General features: G+C 65.0%; 20 protein-coding genes. 10 read left to right on the forward strand and 10 right to left on the reverse strand.

The window, feature by feature from the left end; all coding sequences use genetic code 11:
• Window positions 1-9 precede the first annotated feature (9 nt).
• Window positions 10-369, reverse strand: a complete 360-nt coding sequence (locus tag CH296_RS03555) for an FKBP-type peptidyl-prolyl cis-trans isomerase (RefSeq protein ID WP_032377394.1) — start codon at window positions 367-369, stop codon at window positions 10-12.
• Between the two features lie 85 nt (window positions 370-454).
• On the reverse strand, window positions 455-1,129 hold the full coding sequence (locus CH296_RS03560) for a DUF2848 domain-containing protein (protein WP_094684029.1): 675 nt from the start codon (window positions 1,127-1,129) through the stop codon (window positions 455-457).
• A 130-nt stretch (window positions 1,130-1,259) separates the two neighbouring features.
• On the opposite strand from CH296_RS03560, the gene CH296_RS03565 reads away from it, so the two are divergent.
• Window positions 1,260-2,609, forward strand: coding sequence for an MFS transporter (locus tag CH296_RS03565; RefSeq protein ID WP_094684030.1), 1,350 nt, complete (start codon window positions 1,260-1,262; stop codon window positions 2,607-2,609).
• Here CH296_RS03565 and CH296_RS03570 read toward each other — a convergent pair.
• Window positions 2,581-3,222 carry a GntR family transcriptional regulator gene (locus CH296_RS03570; RefSeq protein WP_094645688.1) on the reverse strand — a complete coding sequence of 214 codons (642 nt, stop codon included), beginning with the start codon at window positions 3,220-3,222 and terminating at the stop codon, window positions 2,581-2,583. The two genes, CH296_RS03565 and CH296_RS03570, sit on opposite strands and share 29 nt — an antisense overlap.
• Before the next feature lie 46 nt (window positions 3,223-3,268).
• Between CH296_RS03570 and CH296_RS03575 the strand changes: the two genes are divergently transcribed.
• From CH296_RS03575 to CH296_RS03585, 4 genes are all read left to right on the forward strand, one after another.
• The gene (locus CH296_RS03575; RefSeq protein ID WP_256980319.1) at window positions 3,269-4,066 is read left to right on the forward strand and encodes a carbon-nitrogen hydrolase family protein; all 798 of its coding nucleotides are present in this window, start codon (window positions 3,269-3,271) and stop codon (window positions 4,064-4,066) included.
• Between the two features lie 150 nt (window positions 4,067-4,216).
• On the forward strand, window positions 4,217-4,414 hold the full coding sequence (locus CH296_RS28505; RefSeq protein WP_143544488.1) for a hypothetical protein: 198 nt from the start codon (window positions 4,217-4,219) through the stop codon (window positions 4,412-4,414).
• A 67-nt stretch (window positions 4,415-4,481) separates the two neighbouring features.
• Window positions 4,482-5,021 carry a hypothetical protein gene (locus CH296_RS03580; protein ID WP_094631159.1) on the forward strand — a complete coding sequence of 180 codons (540 nt, stop codon included), beginning with the start codon at window positions 4,482-4,484 and terminating at the stop codon, window positions 5,019-5,021.
• 23 nt (window positions 5,022-5,044) lie between these two features.
• Complete coding sequence (locus CH296_RS03585; protein ID WP_094683171.1) at window positions 5,045-6,454, forward strand: hypothetical protein; 1,410 nt, start codon at window positions 5,045-5,047, stop codon at window positions 6,452-6,454.
• 139 nt (window positions 6,455-6,593) lie between these two features.
• Here the strand turns inward: CH296_RS03585 and CH296_RS03590 are convergent, their stop codons facing one another.
• From CH296_RS03590 to pdxH, 5 genes are all read right to left on the reverse strand, one after another.
• Entirely contained in the window at window positions 6,594-7,892 is a 1,299-nt protein-coding gene (locus tag CH296_RS03590; RefSeq protein WP_032395834.1) for a citrate synthase, read from the reverse strand.
• Between the two features lie 70 nt (window positions 7,893-7,962).
• A complete protein-coding gene (locus CH296_RS03595) occupies window positions 7,963-8,934 on the reverse strand; it encodes a carbohydrate kinase (RefSeq protein ID WP_032395835.1) in 972 nt (323 codons plus the stop codon).
• Window positions 8,931-9,860, reverse strand: coding sequence for an aldose 1-epimerase family protein (locus tag CH296_RS03600; protein WP_094684031.1), 930 nt, complete (start codon window positions 9,858-9,860; stop codon window positions 8,931-8,933). The genes CH296_RS03595 and CH296_RS03600 overlap by 4 nt, the downstream gene beginning before the upstream one ends.
• Window positions 9,844-11,136 carry an MFS transporter gene (locus CH296_RS03605; RefSeq protein ID WP_094684032.1) on the reverse strand — a complete coding sequence of 431 codons (1,293 nt, stop codon included), beginning with the start codon at window positions 11,134-11,136 and terminating at the stop codon, window positions 9,844-9,846. Before CH296_RS03605 ends, CH296_RS03600 begins: the two co-directional genes overlap by 17 nt.
• Window positions 11,133-11,750 carry a pyridoxamine 5'-phosphate oxidase gene (gene pdxH / locus CH296_RS03610; RefSeq protein ID WP_143545350.1) on the reverse strand — a complete coding sequence of 206 codons (618 nt, stop codon included), beginning with the start codon at window positions 11,748-11,750 and terminating at the stop codon, window positions 11,133-11,135. The genes CH296_RS03605 and pdxH overlap by 4 nt, the downstream gene beginning before the upstream one ends.
• Before the next feature lie 135 nt (window positions 11,751-11,885).
• Between pdxH and CH296_RS03615 the strand changes: the two genes are divergently transcribed.
• The 5 genes from CH296_RS03615 to CH296_RS03635 all read left to right on the forward strand — a co-directional run bounded on the left by CH296_RS03615 (window position 11,886) and on the right by CH296_RS03635 (window position 16,918).
• A complete protein-coding gene (locus tag CH296_RS03615) occupies window positions 11,886-13,004 on the forward strand; it encodes a citrate synthase 2 (protein WP_032395838.1) in 1,119 nt (372 codons plus the stop codon).
• Window positions 13,005-13,073: 69 nt separating this feature from the next.
• Window positions 13,074-14,195, forward strand: a complete 1,122-nt coding sequence (gene serC / locus CH296_RS03620; RefSeq protein WP_094684033.1) for a phosphoserine transaminase — start codon at window positions 13,074-13,076, stop codon at window positions 14,193-14,195.
• A 196-nt stretch (window positions 14,196-14,391) separates the two neighbouring features.
• The gene (locus tag CH296_RS03625; protein WP_094684034.1) at window positions 14,392-15,063 is read left to right on the forward strand and encodes a rhomboid-like protein; all 672 of its coding nucleotides are present in this window, start codon (window positions 14,392-14,394) and stop codon (window positions 15,061-15,063) included.
• A gap of 112 nt (window positions 15,064-15,175) precedes the next feature.
• Window positions 15,176-16,072, forward strand: a complete 897-nt coding sequence (gene sepH / locus CH296_RS03630) for a septation protein SepH (RefSeq protein ID WP_032395841.1) — start codon at window positions 15,176-15,178, stop codon at window positions 16,070-16,072.
• 93 nt (window positions 16,073-16,165) lie between these two features.
• Entirely contained in the window at window positions 16,166-16,918 is a 753-nt protein-coding gene (locus CH296_RS03635; protein ID WP_045196604.1) for a hypothetical protein, read from the forward strand.
• Between the two features lie 33 nt (window positions 16,919-16,951).
• Here the strand turns inward: CH296_RS03635 and CH296_RS03640 are convergent, their stop codons facing one another.
• Complete coding sequence (locus CH296_RS03640; RefSeq protein ID WP_032395842.1) at window positions 16,952-17,221, reverse strand: DUF2537 domain-containing protein; 270 nt, start codon at window positions 17,219-17,221, stop codon at window positions 16,952-16,954.
• Window positions 17,218-18,021 (reverse strand): RNA methyltransferase, encoded by an 804-nt coding sequence (locus CH296_RS03645; protein WP_032395843.1) that lies wholly within the window; start codon window positions 18,019-18,021, stop codon window positions 17,218-17,220. The genes CH296_RS03640 and CH296_RS03645 overlap by 4 nt, the downstream gene beginning before the upstream one ends.
• Window positions 18,022-18,079: the final 58 nt, after the last annotated feature.

Consider the following 18,079-nt stretch of genomic DNA (forward strand, 5'->3'; position numbering starts at 1 on the left):
CGAGTGCAGTTATTTGACGTCGAGCAGGTCGATGACGAACACGAGCGTCTTGCCGGACAGGCGGTGACCTGCGCCGGCGGGGCCGTAGGCGAGCTCCGGCGGAATGGTGAGCTGACGGCGTCCGCCGACCTTCATTCCCGGGATGCCGTCCTGCCAACCCTGAATGAGTCCGCGCAACGGGAACTGGATGGATTCGCCGCGGTTCCAGGACGAGTCGAACTCTTCGCCCGAATCGAACTCGACTCCGACGTAATGCACCTCCACGGTGCCGCCTGCGACTGCCTCTGCGCCGTCACCCTCGACGAGGTCGACCGTCACCAGGTCCAATGGTGCTGGTCCGGCCTGAAATTCGATCACTGGCTTCGTCACTGAAGTCTCCTGCGGTTGATGCCGGCCCGCCGACGCCGGCTGTGAAGCTCTGGGCATATTCCACCTCGACTTTACGTCGTGATGGTCAACCGATCGGAGCTGGCATCAAATTCGTCTGGTATTCGCAGGTCAGCGTGTTGCCGGTTGCGGGGTCGGCCATCTCGACCTTCCACGCGTCGGAGAACTGATTCACCCCGTGCTGCATCGAGATGGTGCCCGAGATCAAGACCGTTCCACGCGCGAACAGACCGCGCTCGGTGAGTACGTCGAGCCAGTACTGCGGAGCGAGAAGATCACCGAGAGTTCCGGACTGGATGAGAACTCCGTCGGCCCAACCGGTCAAGGTGATCTCGTCCAGTCGGTCGGCCACCTCGCTCAACCGCCACGCACCGGTACCGAGCACGTCGGGAGCGGCGTTCTTGCTCCATGCGACGCTGTGCACTTCAAGGTCACGGTCGGTGTGGTCGCATGCGACCGTGAGCAGCACGTCGTCGATGGTCTCGCCCAGGATCACCAGAGCCCATTCGGCCTCGCCCGAGGTGCGTCCGTGTTGAACGGCGACGGCATCGGTCTGCTGCGCCAGATACGGCGAGATGGGGTACAGCGCCGGGGTAACCGTGGGAGCCGGCACGCCCAGTTCGGCCAACTCCGCGATGTGCGACGCCACCTCTTCCTGGTTGCGACCGGCATAGCCCGCATTGAGCAGCGCGGTCACTTCTACCGACTCGGTCGTGCCGTCGGGCAACGTGAATGTGAGCATCAGTAAGGACCCTCTCCTCGTAAATTAATTGTTTCCGATGCGCTCAAAGCCTTGCGCATACGTCTTGTATACAGCAAGTATGGAGCGCGTACAACGGATAGAGTGATCCCAGGCACACAAAGGAGTCGTCATGACCGAACCAGTTTCGGTGGATAGAAAAGGCCTGGCCAAGGCCTTTGCCGCCAGCCTGACCGGAACGGCGTTGGAGTGGTACGACTTCGCCGTCTACTCGGCCGCAGCAGCGCTGGTGTTCCCGCTGGTCTTCTTCCCCGACAGCGATCCGCTGACCGGCACATTGCTTGCCTTCTCGACCTACGCGGTCGGATACATCGCCCGTCCAGTAGGTGGATTCGTCTTCGGGCGACTCGGCGACGTCATCGGCCGAAAACAACTTCTCGTCATCACCCTGCTGTTGATCGGCGTCACGACGTTCGCCATCGGTCTGATCCCCGGATACGACACCATCGGCATCGCGGCCCCGATCATCCTCGTCACCATGCGCTTCTGCCAGGGCGTTGCCGTCGGCGGCGAGTGGGGCGGAGCCGTTCTGCTCTCCAGTGAATACGGCGATCCCCGCAAGCGCGGCTTCTGGTCCTCCGCAGCGCAGATCGGACCACCGGCGGGCAACCTGCTCGCCAACGGCGCACTGGCAATCCTGACTCTGTCGCTCACCGACCAGCAGTTCGAGTCCTGGGGCTGGCGTGTCGCATTCCTCTTCTCGGCCGTTCTCGTCGGTTTCGGTCTGTGGATCCGCTTGAAGCTCGAGGACACCCCGGTGTTCAAAGCACTTCAGGAGAGCGGCGATCGCTCGGAAGCCCCGATCAGCGAAGTGTTCAAGACGGAACTGCGACCACTGGTGGCAGGCATCATGTCCCGCGTCGCACCCGACGTCATCTACGCACTGTTCACGGTCTTCTCGATCACCTACGGAACTCAGAAACTGGGCTTCGAGCGCAGCGAGGTGTTGACGGCAATTCTGGTCGGATCGGCCTGCCAACTCGGCTTGATCCCGCTGGCCGGAGCGGTCTCCGACCGCATCAACCGACGCCTGGTCTACGGCGTCGCGGCCGTGGGCGGCGTTGCCTGGAGCGCGATCTTCTTCCTCGTCATCGGCGGTGGATCCCTGCCGCTGCTGATCCTCGGCGTCGTCGTCGGCCTGGCGTTCCACTCGTTCATGTACGGACCGCAGGCCGCCTTCGTCACCGAGCAGTTCAGCGTTCGACTCCGCTCGACCGGCAGCTCGTTGGCGTACACGATCGCCGGAGTGTTCGGTGGAGCGATGGCACCGCTGATCTTCGTGTACCTGCTCGACAAGACCGACAGTTGGGTACCGATCGCCGGATACATCGTCATCGTCGGCGCGGTGACGCTGGGCGGCCTGGCACTGGGACGCAACCCCGACCCCACCGAGGACGAGCATTACGTGCTACTGAATCAGGAACACGAAAAGGCTACGCGCGCAGCAGAGTCTGAAGTGTGACCTCGAGGTGAGCGTCGATCTTCTCGTGCACCAGGCCCTCGTCGCCGACACTCAGTGCGTCGATGATGGCCTGGTGCTCGGCGCACACGCGGTGCTGCCGGTTGGCCGCGGTGAACAGAGCGCTCAGACCGACCCGCAGCTGCCGAGCACGCAGACCCGCGTAGGTGCGGGAGAGGAGATCGCTGCCCGCCGAATCGATCAAACTCTGATGGAAGGTCCCGTCCCAGTCGATGAACTCCTTCGGCGCATCGGCACTGTCGGAGTTCATCAGCAATTCCTGCTGTTCGAGCGCATGCTGCATCGCCTCGATCGGAGCGTCCCCGGCTCGCAGCGCACGGGTGGCCGCATGCCGTTCGAGAACGCCGCGCAGATCCATCAGTTCGGCGATCTGCCGTCCGGACATGGCCGGCACATGCGCGCCGCGCTTGGGCACCATCTCGACCAGTCCCTCGGACTGCAACATCAGCAGCGCCTCACGCACCGGTGTCCGCGACACTCCGATACGCGTCGCGAGCTCCTGTTCGTTGAGAAACGTGCCGGTGGCCGCCGGTGACGACAACACCTGATCGCGTACGAACAGATATGCCTTGTCCCTCCCCGACAGTGGTTGCATACGATATGTATACCTGTCTTCCCCCGACGAAACCAGGAGTCAGACCGTGAGCTCGACTATCCGCATCAGCCTGGCCCAGATCACCAGTGGCGAACACCCCACCGACAACCTCGAACTCGTCGACACCCACGCCCGTGCCGCCGCACACGCCGGTTCGGACGTCGTCGTGTTCCCCGAGGCGACCATGCGATGCTTCGGCGGACCCATCAGGAAAATCGCGGAGCCTCTCGACGGCGAGTGGGCGAACGCCGTGCGCTCCATCGCCTCCGACGCCGGCATCACCGTCGTGGCCGGAATGTTCACTCCAGCCCCGGACGACAGGGTGACGAACACCCTGCTCGTCACCGGGCCCGGCATCGACGCGAGCTACGACAAGATCCACCTGTTCGACGCATTCGGATTCGCCGAATCCGATACCGTCGCACCGGGTTCGGATCCGCTCGTGGTGGACATCGCCGGAGTTCGAGTGGGCTTCGCGACCTGCTACGACATCCGATTCCCCTCGCTGTTCCAGAAACTCGGCGACCTCGGAGCAGAGGTCGTCGTGGTTCCCGCGTCGTGGGGATCGGGTGACGGCAAGGTCGAGCAATGGACCCTGCTCGCTCGCGCACGCGCGTTGGACTCGACCACCTTCATCGCAGCCTGCGACCAAGCCGAACCCGCTGCCGCCGAGGGTAATGCGCCGTTGGGCGTGGGACACAGCATCGTCTGCTCCCCCACCGGCGAGATTCTCGGTCAGCTCGACGCGACACCGGGCATGCTGACCATCGACATCGACACAGGACTGGTCGACGCCGTACGCAAGACTCTGCCGGTGTTGGAGAACCGAGTCCATTTCGCGTGACGAATCCTGCTCGTTGCAGGTTCGGCTTTTCGCGAGATCTGGGGCGGGAACGCGGTTTCGGGTCACCTCCGCCGTGAAAACGTGGTGTGATGTCGCTTGTCGAACTGGAGAAGTGGCGGGGCACTTCCATCGTTTCACGAGGAGACGACGATGGTGCAGGTCAACCGACGGGATGCGGTAGCACTCGGGCTGAGCGCGGCGATGCTCGGCGGCTCGACAGCGACCACGGCACGCGAGGCCGAACGTTCCGCGATCGACCGCAGAACACGAGGCCGTGTGAACGGCAACACGAATCGCATCCACGATGCCATCCCCGCTCCCTCTCTCGCACAGGGACTTTCGACATGAAACGACTACCACTTCGGGCCTGCCTCGATGGATCGACGCCGAATCATGCCATCTGCGGTGAGCAGGCATGACCGGAAGCACGCGTCCCAGTACCGGCCACAACGACCGGAGACGAAGCCGACCGTCGTGGTCGGTGTTCGACGCAGAACCGTTGATCTACGGGACGGTGATCATCATGACCGTGATGGTGGTGGGAGCGGACGATACGGACGTCGATTTCGGTGACGCGACAGGAATGATCCTCGGGCCGATGGTCGCGACTGCCGTCGCGCACCTCTTCTCGTCGTGGCTGGGATACGTGAACAGCCACCACCACATGCCCGACGGTGCCGACAGGCGCCATTTGCTCTGGCACTCGGCGCATTTCCTGCTGCTGACAGTGGTGCCTCTCATCATCATCGGGCTCGGACGGGTGAGCGGTCTGTGGTCGGCCTACGGCGCACTCGACACCATTTCCGATCTTGCGTTCCTGTTCCTTCTCGTCCTCGGAGCCGCCAGCGGCTGGCACGCAAGCAGGAGGAAATGGCGTGGGGCAATTCTCGGTGGCCTGGTTGCCATCGTCGTCGGTTTGATCGTCACAGTTCTCAAGGTCGTACTCGAACACTGACAACCGAGAAGGAGGAGCCGGCCATGGTTCTCCGCTCCGCCACCACCTCCGGTCGAGGCTGGGCCACGTTGGCTCTCGCGGTCGTACTCGTCCTGACGGCATGTTCTTCGTCCGAGGACCGGAGCGAGGAAGGGTTCACCGAGATGGACCCCGGTTCGGGCACGCTCGTGGCCTCGTCCGGCTTCGACGTCCGGCGGGACGGCTTCTCGTTCCCCAACTGGGGACCGCCGACCGCGGAGCATGGCCGAGGGCTCACACCGGCCTCGATGCAATCGCTGTTCGGAGATGCCGTGTGCACTCCCGGAACCGAGAGCGCCCAGTGCGTTCTCTCGCCGATGGGACGGGTGACCTCGGAGGTGTTCGAGAACGGAATGAACGGTGGTCACTGCTTCGGAATGGCCGCGGTCGCAGGGTTGGCCTACCGCAACTCGATCGACACCTCGTCCTTCGTCGCCCCCGGAGCGACATTGTTCGATGCACGCCCCTCCCCCGCGACCGATGCCGTGATCGCGCGATACTTCAACACTCAGGAGGTCGAACCGACAGCCGACTCCGAGATGTCCGAACCTGTGGACGAGGTGATCGATCGACTCACGTCCGCGTGGGCCGAAGGGCAGGACCATCTACTCGCCTTCTACACCGAGGACGGAACGTCCGGCCATGCCGTGACACCGATCGCGATACGCGATCTGGGAGACAGCAAACGTGGAATTGTCATCTACGACAACAACTATCCCGGTGTCGAGAAGATGATCGTCACCGATCCGGCCGCCGATACGTGGTACTACACCACCTCGGCAGACCCCGCCGACGACAGCTACCTGTTCTCCGGGACTCCGGACAATCAGTTGAAGTTGTTTCCTCTGGCCGAGATGACCGGCGTTCATCGGTGCCCCTCCTGCACGGAGGTCGGTGAGCCGGGCCAGGACTACCTGGTGCTGGTCACCGACGACACCAACGATCCCGTCGATGCGACCGATGTCGAATGGAGCTTGTCGGTGTCCGACACCGACCGGGTGCGACGGTCCGCGTTCATCAACAACGACAACACGGCGTTACTGGAGACCTCGACCGACACACCGATGCGGCTCACGCTCTCCGACGTCGCGGACAACGATCGCGACGCGTCGATCGACATCTCCATCCTGTCCGACGGATGGGTGGTTCGATCGACCTCCCTTCGCCTGCCTGCGGGCGCGTCGATCGTCGCCGAGGTCAGCCCCACCGAGCGATCGTTGACGCTCACGACCGACGCCCCCACCACGAGTGATTACACCGTCGCCATCGAGGATGCTCGGGGGTCACGGTCTGCATTCGTCAGCACCATCGACCTACCCGTCGGCGGCAACCTCGTGGTCGCCCCGACGGATACGGACACCTTGCGCCTGAGCGACGGTGCAGGACAGGTGCTGCGCGAGGTGGCGATGACCTAGCAGCCACGCCGCCGCGAACTCGAAGTCGGGGATGGAATTCGGCGGAAAACCGTCCATCACTTCGAGTTCAGCGAAGCCGGACCAACGACTACGCCGCCGACTCCCGAGGGGAGCCGGCGGCGTCGTTGTACAGCGGGAGCTAGCGGGAGCCGACGTCCTGGTAGTCGCGCTCGGTGTAGCCGGTGTAGATCTGGCGCGGACGGCCGATCTTGCCGGTCGTGTCCTCGTTCTGCTCGCGCCAGTGCGCGATCCAGCCCGGGAGACGGCCCATCGCGAACAACACCGTGAACATGCGCGGCGGGAACCCCATCGCGCGGTAGATCAGGCCGGTGTAGAAATCGACGTTGGGGTACAGCTTGCGCTCGACGAAGTAGTCGTCGGTCAGCGCGGTCTCCTCGAGCTTGAGAGCGATCTCGAGCAGTTCGTCGCCGTTGCCGAGCTTGCCGAGGATCGTGTGCGCAGTTTCCTTGACCAGCGTCGCGCGCGGATCGAAGTTCTTGTACACGCGGTGCCCGAAGCCCATGAGCTTGACGCCGTCTTCCTTGTTCTTGACTCGACGCAGGAAGTCGGTGGCGTCGCCGCCCTCGGCCTTGATCTTGTCCAGCATCTCGAGCACGGCCTGGTTGGCTCCGCCGTGCAGCGGGCCCCAGAGCGCGTTGATGCCGCCGGAGATCGAGGTGAACAGGTTGGCCTGCGAGGATCCGACGAGACGCACCGTCGAGGTGGAGCAGTTCTGCTCGTGGTCGGCATGCAGGATGAGCAGCATGTCGAGTGCCTTGACGATCTCGGGATCCACCTCGTACGGCTCGGCCGGGAAGCCGAACGTCAGACGCAGGAAGTTCTCGACCAGGCTCTTCGAGTTGTCCGGGTACAGGAACGGCTGACCGACCGACTTCTTGTAGGCGTACGCCGCGATGGTCGGCAACTTGGCCAGCAGACGGATGGTCGACAGCTCGACCTGCTCCGGGTCGTTGGGGTCGAGCGAGTCCTGGTAGTACGCCGACAGCGCGTTGACGGCACTCGACAGCACCGGCATCGGGTGAGCGTTGCGCGGGAACCCGTCGAAGAACCGCTTGAGGTCCTCGTGCAGCAGAGTGTGCCGACGGATCTTGTCGGTGAACTTCTCGAGCTGAGCCTCGGACGGCAGCTCCCCGTAGATCAGCAGGTAGCTGACCTCGATGAACGAAGACTTGCCCGCAAGCTGTTCGATCGGGTATCCGCGGTAGCGCAGGATGCCTGCGTCACCGTCGATGTAGGTGATGGCCGACTTGGTCGACGCGGTGTTGACGAACCCGCCGTCCAACGTCGTGTAGCCGGTGGTGGCCAGCAACTTTCCCAGCTCGATGCCGTTGTTGCCTTCGGAGGCCTCGGCAATCGACATGGAGTATTCGCCACCGGGATAGGTGAGGGTGGCTTTGGCATCATTCTCAGCGGGCACGAATGGTCCCTCTCGAACTCGTGTAACGGACACGTACTTGAAGCGGACAGTTCTAACGTCGATAGTGAAACTAGTCTCTCGACGCCTCGGACGCCCACGGAGGGTCGGCACCGGGTCGAGAAACCGTGATTGCCGCCGCTTTCGCGGCGAAATCGAGCGCTTCCCGCCAATCTTGCTTGCTCATCTCTTTCACCGCGTTCGATGTGATAATGCTCTCCTTCTCCAGAAAGCTGAGCAGAGCCCCGTGCACGGTGTCACCTGCCCCGATGGTGTCGACGACGTCGACCGCAACTCCCGGCACCGAGATCTCCTCGGCTGTGACAATTCCTGTACCCGACGTCTCCTCGGCTGCGGTGAAGACCGAGATTCCGTTGCCGCCGCGGGTCATGACCACTGCGGTGACACCCGACGCGAGCCAGTCATCCACCGTTGTGCCCTGGGTTCCGAGCCCCAACCAATGCGAGTCGTCCTCGGAGACCTTGAGGATGTCGATGCTGGGCAACCACGAACGGAAACGGTCGCGGAACCCGTCGGCGGTGATGTCTCCGCTGGTGCTGTCGATCGCGGCAGGCCTGATGTTGGGGTCGAGCATCGTGAGCTTGCCCGCCGCCCGGGCGCGGTGCAGCAGGCCCGCGTACATCGACGCCCCGGGTTCGTAGAGCAGTGACAACGTGCCGAACGAGAGCACGCTGATCTCGTCGGGTAGATCGCCGGGATCGGCAACGAGACGATCGGCGGTGCCGTCGGCGTAGAACGAATACTCGGCACTGCCGTCGTCGGCGAGGGTGGTCATCGCCAAGGTCGTCGGCTCGTCGCCGCGCTGCACCCACGTGGTGTCCACACCCGCGTCGCGCAGACTCGCCAGGATCTGCTCGCCGAACGGGTCGCGCGAGATACGCGAGAGGTACGCGACGGGCGAACCGAGTCGACCGATCGCGACGGCGACGTTGAACGGCCCGCCGCCGAGTTTCGGCGAGAGCAGCGGCCCCTCGTGCACCGGGACCAGATCGACCAACGCCTCACCGCACACCAGAATGGTCACTTCTCGTACCTCATTCCCCAGGTGCCGGACCAGGTTCGTCCCGGATCGAGCACGATCAGATCGATTTCGGAGTTCAGCGCATCGGGCGGGCACGTCATCGGCTCGATCGCCAACGCCCGGCCGCGCTCGGGATATGCCTGATCGTTGGCGGGATCGGCAGTGAACACCTGCACCCATCCGAAGCTGCTGTCGGTCCACAACACCGTCGCAGTGCCGTCCGGGCCGCGCAGTACGTGGTTCGCTCGGCCGTCGACCTCGGGCAACGAGGCGCTGAACGGAGTGTCCAGCTGCACGCCCTCCAGGGCTCTCGGCTGCCGGAAGTCGTACTCGGTATCGGCCGTCGGCACCGAGTTGCCCACGGGCAGATTGCGTACCGGATCGAGCGGCAGCCGGGTTCCCGCGGACAGCTCGAGGGTGCACTCGTCGAGCGGCACGTCCCCCACCCGGACGAAGGTGTGAAAGCCCATCCCGTACGGCGCGGGCGAGTCACCGGTGTTCGTCGCCGACGCGGTGACGGTGAGACCGTCCGCCGACAGCTCGTGCACCACGGTCACCGTGATCGAGAACGGCCAACCCTGATGCGTTCCGATGTCCACGCTCTGCTCGACGCGAGAGTCGGTGTGCTCCAAGAGAGTCCACGCCACGCGTCGAACGAATCCGTGACTGGCGTTGTTACGAGCCGGCTCGGAGATCTCCATCCGATGCTCGACGCCTTCGAAGGTGAACGTCCCATCGGCCGTCCGATTGGGCCACGGGGCCAACACCAGCCCCGCCGACAACGGCGGCTTCGAGCCCGCCTCCCACGTCTCGGTGAGCGCTGCGCCGTCGTATTCGAGCGCCCGAAGGCCCGCTCCGACGGCAGCGATGTCTGCCCGATACTTGCCGCTCGTCAACGAGTACGTCTGCGCGTCAGCCATGAGAGACATTCTTCACCACCGCACCCACGCGATACCGAATGAATGCAGGAAGAGCCAGCGCGGCGATCGAGACGCCGATGACGACCAGAACCCCACCGCCGGCAGCAGCCGCCGCCGTACCGACGGATGCGGCCGCTGCGCCGTGCAGTACGTCGCCGATTCGCGGACCTCCCGCGACGACGACGATGAACACACCCTGCAGTCGACCGCGCATCTCGTCGGTCGCGACCTGTTGGAGCATCGTGCTGCGGAACGCCGCCGAGATCATGTCGGCGCCACCGCCGAGGGCCAGGAACGCCAACGCGAACCACAGGGCGACAGTGGTGGCCCCGTCGGTGGCCGCGCCGACGGCCAGACCGAAGCCGATCATCGCCGCGCCCCACACGACGATGCAGATGAGCACCGCCAGCCCCTGCCTGCGTACTCGGGGCAACCAGCCGGAGAACACGCCTCCCACCACCGCGCCCGCGGACATCGCGGCGAACAGCATGCCGAGCACAGGACCGCCCGACGCGGGATCGCCGAAGCTCTCGTGCGCGATCTGCGGGAACAGCGCGCGGGGCATACCGAACACCATCGCAATGATGTCGACGACGAACGAGGCCAGCAGCACCTTCTGCGTCGCGAGGTAGGCGAAACCGTCGAACACCGAACGCAATCCGGCGCGCTGACCCGACTTCGCCGGCGGAATCCCCGGCAGCCGGATCACCGCCCACAGGGTGGCGAACAGTGCGACGGTGTCGATCAGATAGAGGGTCTCGAGTCCGATGTAGTAGATGAGGATGCCTGCGCTGAGCGGTCCGGCGATGGCACCGAAGTTCATCACCGTCATGTTCAACGAATTCGCAGCGGGCAACTGCTCGGCAGGCAGGATCCGCGGGAGAATCGCGCTGCGCGTCGGCTGGTTGACCGCGAAGAATGCCTGCTGAACGGCCAACAGCACCAGGATGATCCACACGTTGTTCAGGTCGAGAAACGCTTGCAACCAGAACAGCGCCGACGTACCGATCAGGCCGCAGGTGGTGATCATCAACAGGGTGCGGCGGTCCATCACGTCGGCCAACGCCCCACCCCACAGGCCGAAGACGATGAGCGGCACCAACGCGAACACACCGGTGAGGCCCACGTAGGCCGAGCTGAGCGTGATCTGAAAAACCTGTTGCGGCACAGCAACAATGGACAGTTGGGCACCGATGACGGTGACGATGTTCGCGAGCCACAACCGCTTGTAGGCCGGAGTCTTCAGCGGAGTGGTATCGGCAAGAATGCCGCGCAATCGGCTCACGGCTGCAGACGCTCGATCACACCGCTTGCCACCGTCAGGCGAATTCGGTTGTGCATGCGGCTCGTTCGGCCCTGCCAGAACTCGACCGTCTCCGGCTCGACGCGAAAGCCGCCCCAGTTGGGCGGAACCGGCACGTCGATTCCGTCGAACGTCGCGGTGACCTCGGCCAGTCGCGCAACCAGATCCTCCCGCGAGCCGACCGGTCGCGACTGCTCGGACGCCCATGCCCCCAGCTGGGAGCCCCGGGGCCGCGTGCGCCAATACGCCTCGGTGGTCTCGGCATCGACCTTGACCACCGGACCGCGGACGGTGAGCTGGCGGGCAATTCCGATCCACGGGAACGTGATCGACGCATACGGCGTCGCGGTGAGCGCACGGCCCTTGTCCGAGTCGTAGTTGGTGTAGAAGACCACACCGGACGCGTCGAAGTCCTTGCACAACACGGTGCGGGTGGCGGGTCTACCCGACTCGTCGACCGTCCCCAACACGATGGCGTTGGGCTCGGGCAGATTCGCGGCCATCGCGTCGGACAACCACTGCTGCGCCAGCGAACACCACCCGCCCGCCAGAGCATCGACGTCCAGGTCCTCGGGCTCTCCGTAGTCCACCCGCATGTTCGCCAGGCGCTGTTCATCTGCAGACACAAGCCCAGACGCTACTCCCGCGTCGATCCCGGCTATGGTTCTGACGAAGTACGCCCGGATGCGGCGCAGAGCCGGGTGCAGTTGCGACGAGGGAGTCCACAGGCCATGGCTGTTCAACGAGTTCCCGAGGATTTCGTCCCCGGTCTCGAAGGTGTCGTCGCGTTCACCTCCGACATCGCCGAGCCCGACAAGGACGGCGGCGCATTGCGCTACCGCGGCGTCGACATCGAGGAACTCGTCGCGCAGAACGTCACTTTCGGCGACGTCTGGGCCCTGCTCGTCGACGGCGAGTTCGGACGAGGACTCCCGCCGGCCGAACCCTTCCCACTGCCGATCCACACCGGCGACGTCCGTGTCGACGTCCAGGCGGGTCTGGCGATGCTCGCTCCGATCTGGGGATACCAGCCGATACTCGACATCGACGACTCCACCGCTCGCGACAACCTCGCCCGCGCGTCGGTGATGGCCCTGTCCTACGTCGCCCAGTCCGCTCGCGGCATCTACCAGCCCGCAGTTCCGCAGACCCGCATCGATCAGGCCGCAACCGTCACCGAGCGATTCATGGTCCGGTGGAAGGGCGAACCGGATCCCGCCCACGTCGCCGCCATCGACGCATACTGGGTCTCGGCTGCAGAGCACGGCATGAACGCCTCGACGTTCACCGCACGTGTCATCGCCTCCACCGGGGCAGACGTCGCCGCCTGCCTCTCCGGTGCCATCGGTGCGATGTCCGGACCGCTGCACGGCGGTGCACCCGCCCGCGTCCTGCCGATGATCGAAGAGGTCGAGAAGACCGGCGACGCACGGGCTCTGATCACCGGAATCCTGGACCGCAAAGAGAAGCTCATGGGCTTCGGGCACCGCGTCTACCGCGCCGAGGACCCGCGCGCCCGTGTACTGCGCGCCACGGCGAAGAGACTGAACGCACCGCGCTACGAGGTCGCCGCAGCACTCGAGCAGGCGGCGCTGACCGAACTGCGCGAACGCCGCCCCGATCGAGCCATCGAAACCAACGTCGAATTCTGGGCCGCGGTGATCCTCGACTTCGCCGAGGTACCGGCGCACATGATGCCCGCCATGTTCACCTGTGGACGTACCGCGGGCTGGTGCGCGCACATCCTGGAGCAGAAGCGCCTGGGCAAGCTCGTCCGACCCGCTGCCCTCTACACCGGCCCCGAACCGCGGTCACCCGAGTCCGTCGAAGGCTGGGACCTGATCCGGTAGTCGAAGCTGATATGGCACCCGACTACCCTGTAAGGGCCATATTCCATCGACGCTAGGACGCGCTACTCCATGGCCGAATTGCCGATCATTCCCGCCGATCTCCTGCCCGCCGACGGACGCTTCGGCTGTGGCCCGTCCAAGGTTCGCCCCGAGCAGCTGCAATCCCTGGTCGATGTCGGCGCTTCCGTGTTCGGCACCAGCCATCGCCAGAAGCCCGTCAAGGACGTCGTCGGACGTGTGCGCAGTGGTTTGAAGGATCTGTTCTCCCTCCCCGAGGGCTACGAGGTCGTCCTCGGCAACGGCGGCACCACCGCATTCTGGGACGCTGCTGCATTCGGCCTGATTCGCGAGAAGTCGCTGCACCTGACCAACGGCGAGTTCAGCTCGAAGTTCGCCTCGGTGGCCAAGAACAACCCGTTCATCGGTGATCCGATCGTCGTCAAGGCAGAGCCGGGCAGCGCGCCCGAGCCCACCTCCGACCCGTCCGTCGACCTGATCGGCTGGGCGCACAACGAGACCTCGACGGGCGTGGCCATTCCGGTCAGCCGTCCGGCCGGCTCCGAGAACGCCCTCATCGCGATCGACGCCACCTCCGGCGCAGGCGGTCTCCCGGTCAACGTCGCCGACTCGGACGTCTACTACTTCGCTCCGCAGAAGTGCTTCGCCGCCGACGGTGGCCTGTGGGTCGCGCTGATGAGCCCCGCCGCGCTCGAGCGCGTCAGCGAGATCGCCGCCACGGATCGGTGGGTCCCGGACTTCCTGTCACTGCCGATCGCCGTCGACAACAGCAGCAAGAACCAGACGTACAACACCCCGGCCGTGGCGACACTGTTGCTCTTCGCCGATCAGATCGAATGGCTCAATTCGCAGGGCGGCCTCGACTGGGCCACCAAGCGCACCGCCGATTCGTCCTCGCGCCTGTACGACTGGGCCGACAACAGCGAATTCGCAACGCCGTTCGTCACGAACCCGGATCACCGCAGCCAGGTCGTCGGCACCATCGACTTCGACGAGAAGGTCGACGCAGCCCAGGTTGCGAAGATCCTGCGCGCCAACGGCGTCGTCGACACCGAGCCGTACCGCAAGCTCGGCCGCAACCAGCTGCGTGTCGGTATGTTCCCGGCCATCGAGCCGGACGACATCACCGCACTGACCAAGAGCATCGACTGGGTCGTGTCCACACTGAGCTAGTTGGCAGGGCAGGAGTGGAGCCTGCGGAACGATCATTCCCAGGGCAGGAGTGGAGCCTGCGGAACGACCATTCCCAGGGCAGGAGTGGAGCCTGCGGAACGACCCTTCCCAGCAAGCTCACAGCTCCGGCGCTCCCTTCGAGGCCTACACTTGCTATCAAGTAAGCAAGCGTAACGACCTCGGAGGGAGCGCTCGTATGTTCAGGCTCCTCACCGTCGCGCTGCGGATCCGCGTGACACTGGTCTACTGCACCCTCGCGGTGGCAGGCACGGTAGCGCTCGGCCAGATCGGGCCGCACGATCGCTGGCACGTGCTGCATGCGGCGAGTACCAACCTGCACAATCTGACCGACGGTCACCTCGCCACTGTCGTCACGAGCGTCTTTCTCACCGAGGGTCGGGTGAACTGGCTGTGGTTGGCCGCGGTCGCCGTGCTGTTCGCCGTCGCCGAATGGGTCTCCGGCTGGCGACGCTTCCTTCTCACCTTCGGTGCCGGACATGTCGGTGCCACTGCTCTGGTGGCCGTCGGCCTGCTCATCGGTATTCACAACGACTGGCTCGCGGACTCACTGGCGATGGCCGTCGACGTCGGTGTCAGCTACGCGGCAGCAGCGGTCGCAGGGTCGATGATCCGGTACCTGCCGATGCCGTGGCGTGTCGGCTGGGCCGCACTGTGGATCGGCGTCGTCACGATCAGTGGAGTGTCCGATCCGTCCTTCACCGCCGTCGGGCACGCGATTGCCCTGACCATCGGTTTCGGCCTGGGTGCCCTCTACCTGCGCAGGGACGCATCGGCGTTGTCGCACAAAGCAATCGACGCAAGATCGGCCGAATGGGTGCAGCCGAGCCCGCAGCTGTCTACCCTCTGACAGGGAAACGATCGTCGGCAGAAGCGATGCGTGTCGAACACCCGCCGAATACGGCAGGTGAACTAGGCTCGAACTCGACGGTATCGCGAGCCGGCGCGATGAGGAGGTCAAGGTGCGAGACTTACGTGTGGTGGGTCTCGAGGCCGACGGAAAGTTCGTCGTGTGCGCAGATCCCAAGACCGGCGACAGATTCCGGCTTCCAGCCGACGACAAGCTCCGCGCGGCCTCACGCGGTGACATCGCTCGACTAGGACAGATTGAGATCGAAATGGACAGCTTGCTTCGGCCGAAAGAAATTCAGGCCCGCATCCGCAGCGGAGCGACCATCGAACAGGTTGCCGCCGACTCCGGAATGGCCATCAGTCGCGTCGAGGTGTTCGCTCACCCGGTGCTGCTCGAACGTTCGCAGGCCGCGTCGATGGCCCAGGCCGGTCATCCGCTGCGCCACGACGGCCCGGCCGTGCAGACCCTGCTCGAGATCGTCACCCTCGCCTTCCGTGCTCGCGGGCACAACCTCGACGACGCGGAGTGGGACGCCTGGCGCGACGAGGACAACAAGTGGGTCGCACAGTTGAAGTGGCAGGCGGGCCGCACCACCAACAAGGCGCACTGGCAGTTCCTGCCCGACGGCCACGGCGGCACCATCGCGCCGCTCGACGACACCGCCCACGAACTGATCGATCCCGACTTCGGACGCCAACTGCGCGGCCTCGCACCGGTGCGCGCACTGACGTCCGCCGAGGATGACGACCAGGCCTCGCAGCAGAGCTTCGACGAGTACTACGGCACCACCGCCGACAGCGAACTCGACGCCGAAACCATCGAGGTCGAGGTGGACGATGCGCCGACTCCCGAGCCCGAGCAGCCACGCGAACCGGTGGCCAGGGAGCCGAGGCCCGCACCCAAGCCTGCCGCCGGTCACACCGGCGGCAAGGACAAGCGCGGCAAGCCGGCCATGCCGTCGTGGGAGGACGTGCTGCTCGGCGTTCGCAGCAGCGGGCACAACTGATCTCTTCGATGGCCGATTTGCCGCTCGGTGACAGATTGCCGACGCTCACACCGTAGGCTTTCGACGGAGCTTACGGAGAGAGAGGTGCCGGTAGTGGGGGCCAAAGCATCAACGATCTGGTACGTGGACGCACCGGATCCCATTTCGGTACTCCGAGAAGCCACCACCTCGGACTGGAATGCTGCGAGCGCACTCGTCGGACGTCTGTACCCCCACCTGACGGCAGTGCCCCTCGGACAGGGTCCGATATCGACATCGGCAGGCGTGGACGACGATCACGTCTTCATCGGTTGCTACCCCGGCGTCACCGTGGTCTGCGGATCGAACCTGTCGGTGCCGACACCGTCGACGCTTCCCGAATCCTTCACCCGCCCTCTGGCGTCCGAACACACCTACCTCGTCGCCTCGGATCCCCAGCACGCCTGGGGTGCATTCGCGTACTGGGAGCGCGGTGAATTCCGCCGATCGTTCAGCGCCACCCCGGTGTACATCTACGAGGACGCCGGCCTGCCACTGGTGTGGGAGCGATCGTTCTGGGCCGGTGAGCATCCGCTGATCTATCCGCCCGGAGTGATGCCGGATCCACAATCGCTGCCGTTCCACCCACAGGAATTCGCCGAGGCGGCCAACGCCGAGTGGCTCGGATTCCGCTACACCGGCGCGCCGCACGCGGACGAATTCGATCCCGACACCCTGCCGGTCTGCGGCTTCACGATGTACGTTCCCGGACAGGAGCCGCCGCCACCGAACCGGAGTGCGAACGGCCGTGGCGCACAGGAACCGATGCCCGACGCCCCCGACGAACAGGCACCGCGTCCGAAGAAGCGTTGGTTCTCGCGCAAGTAGATGCGGCAGGGCCGTCCTGGGTGCCGGCGAACGTCAGAACGCCAGCGCCGCCAGTGCCACGAAGCTGAGGATGGAACCGATACCGGCTCCGTACACCGCCCAGCGCCACACCGGTATCGCGAGCCACCGCATGACCGTCGGAGCTGCACCCGCGACGACGATAATGTTCAGACCGAGTGCGAGCAGTGGATGAATTCTGGCCAGCTCCAGACCGAACGTCGTCAGTGCCACACCCACCAGCGCCGCCGAGATGACGGCGATCGGGACTCCGGTCCAGCGGACGCTCGGGTCGTGGTCGTTCACGTCAGGCGCACACGTTCGTAGAACCCCATCGCCGCGGCCGTCGCCACGTTCAGCGAATCGGTGCCAGGGGCCATCGGAATCCGCGCGCGAATGTCCGTTGCTCGCATGGCATGTTCGGTCAGACCCGGCCCCTCGGCACCCAGCAGCAGGGCAACCTTCTCCCCCGTCATCGCCGTCGCCAACGACACCGCCGCCGGGTTGGGCGTCAACGAGATCAGCTGAAACCCGTGCGCGCGAACACGATCGAGGCCACGGGGCCACTCGGGCACCTTGGCGAACGGCACCCGCAGCACATGTCCCATCGACACTCGCACCGAACGACGATAGAGCGGATCAGCACACGCGGCCCCGAACAGAACGGCATCGACCCCGAGGCCCGCCGCGTTGCGGAACATCGACCCGAGATTCTCGTGATCGTTGACGCCCTCGAGAATCGCCACCGTCCTGGCACCGTCCAACACCTCGTCGAGATCGAGGGCCGGCGGCCTGTTCGCCGCGGCCAACACACCACGATTGAGGTGGAAGCCGACGACCTCGGCCATCACCTCCGCGGACGTCCGGTAGAACGGAACGTCCGAATCGACGAGATCGTCGCGCAAGGCGTCGAGCCGTCGATCCACGCCCAGCAGGCTGATCATCGGAAACCGCGAGGTCAGCAGCCGCTGCGCCACCAACACACCCTCGGCGATCACCAGGCCCTTGCCCTCGGGCAGGTCGGGTCGCCGATCCGACGAGTTGAGATCGCGAAAATCGTCCAGTCGCGGGTCCGAGGGGTCGTCGATGTCGAGTACATGCACCACGTGCTCATCTTGTCACCCGGCCGATTTCGAGACTCCCTCGGCGAAGGCCTGCTTCCGT

Origin of the sequence: Rhodococcus sp. 14-2496-1d (assembly GCF_002259365.1) — a bacterium.
Classification (GTDB): domain Bacteria; phylum Actinomycetota; class Actinomycetes; order Mycobacteriales; family Mycobacteriaceae; genus Rhodococcoides.

Bases quoted from the DNA above. Each gene is read 5' to 3' on its own strand.
- CH296_RS03580 (WP_094631159.1), top strand. From the start codon at position 4,482: ATGACCGGAAGCACGCGTCCCAGTACCGGCCACAACGACCGGAGACGA.
- CH296_RS03585 (WP_094683171.1), top strand. From the start codon at position 5,045: ATGGTTCTCCGCTCCGCCACCACCTCCGGTCGAGGCTGGGCCACGTTG.
- CH296_RS28505 (WP_143544488.1), top strand. From the start codon at position 4,217: ATGGTGCAGGTCAACCGACGGGATGCGGTAGCACTCGGGCTGAGCGCG.
- CH296_RS03615 (WP_032395838.1), top strand. From the start codon at position 11,886: ATGGCTGTTCAACGAGTTCCCGAGGATTTCGTCCCCGGTCTCGAAGGT.
- CH296_RS03570 (WP_094645688.1), bottom strand. From the start codon at position 3,222: ATGCAACCACTGTCGGGGAGGGACAAGGCATATCTGTTCGTACGCGAT.
- pdxH (WP_143545350.1), bottom strand. From the start codon at position 11,750: ATGCGGGTGGACTACGGAGAGCCCGAGGACCTGGACGTCGATGCTCTG.
- CH296_RS03560 (WP_094684029.1), bottom strand. From the start codon at position 1,129: ATGCTCACATTCACGTTGCCCGACGGCACGACCGAGTCGGTAGAAGTG.
- CH296_RS03600 (WP_094684031.1), bottom strand. From the start codon at position 9,860: ATGTCTCTCATGGCTGACGCGCAGACGTACTCGTTGACGAGCGGCAAG.
- serC (WP_094684033.1), top strand. From the start codon at position 13,074: ATGGCCGAATTGCCGATCATTCCCGCCGATCTCCTGCCCGCCGACGGA.
- CH296_RS03625 (WP_094684034.1), top strand. From the start codon at position 14,392: ATGTTCAGGCTCCTCACCGTCGCGCTGCGGATCCGCGTGACACTGGTC.
- CH296_RS03565 (WP_094684030.1), top strand. From the start codon at position 1,260: ATGACCGAACCAGTTTCGGTGGATAGAAAAGGCCTGGCCAAGGCCTTT.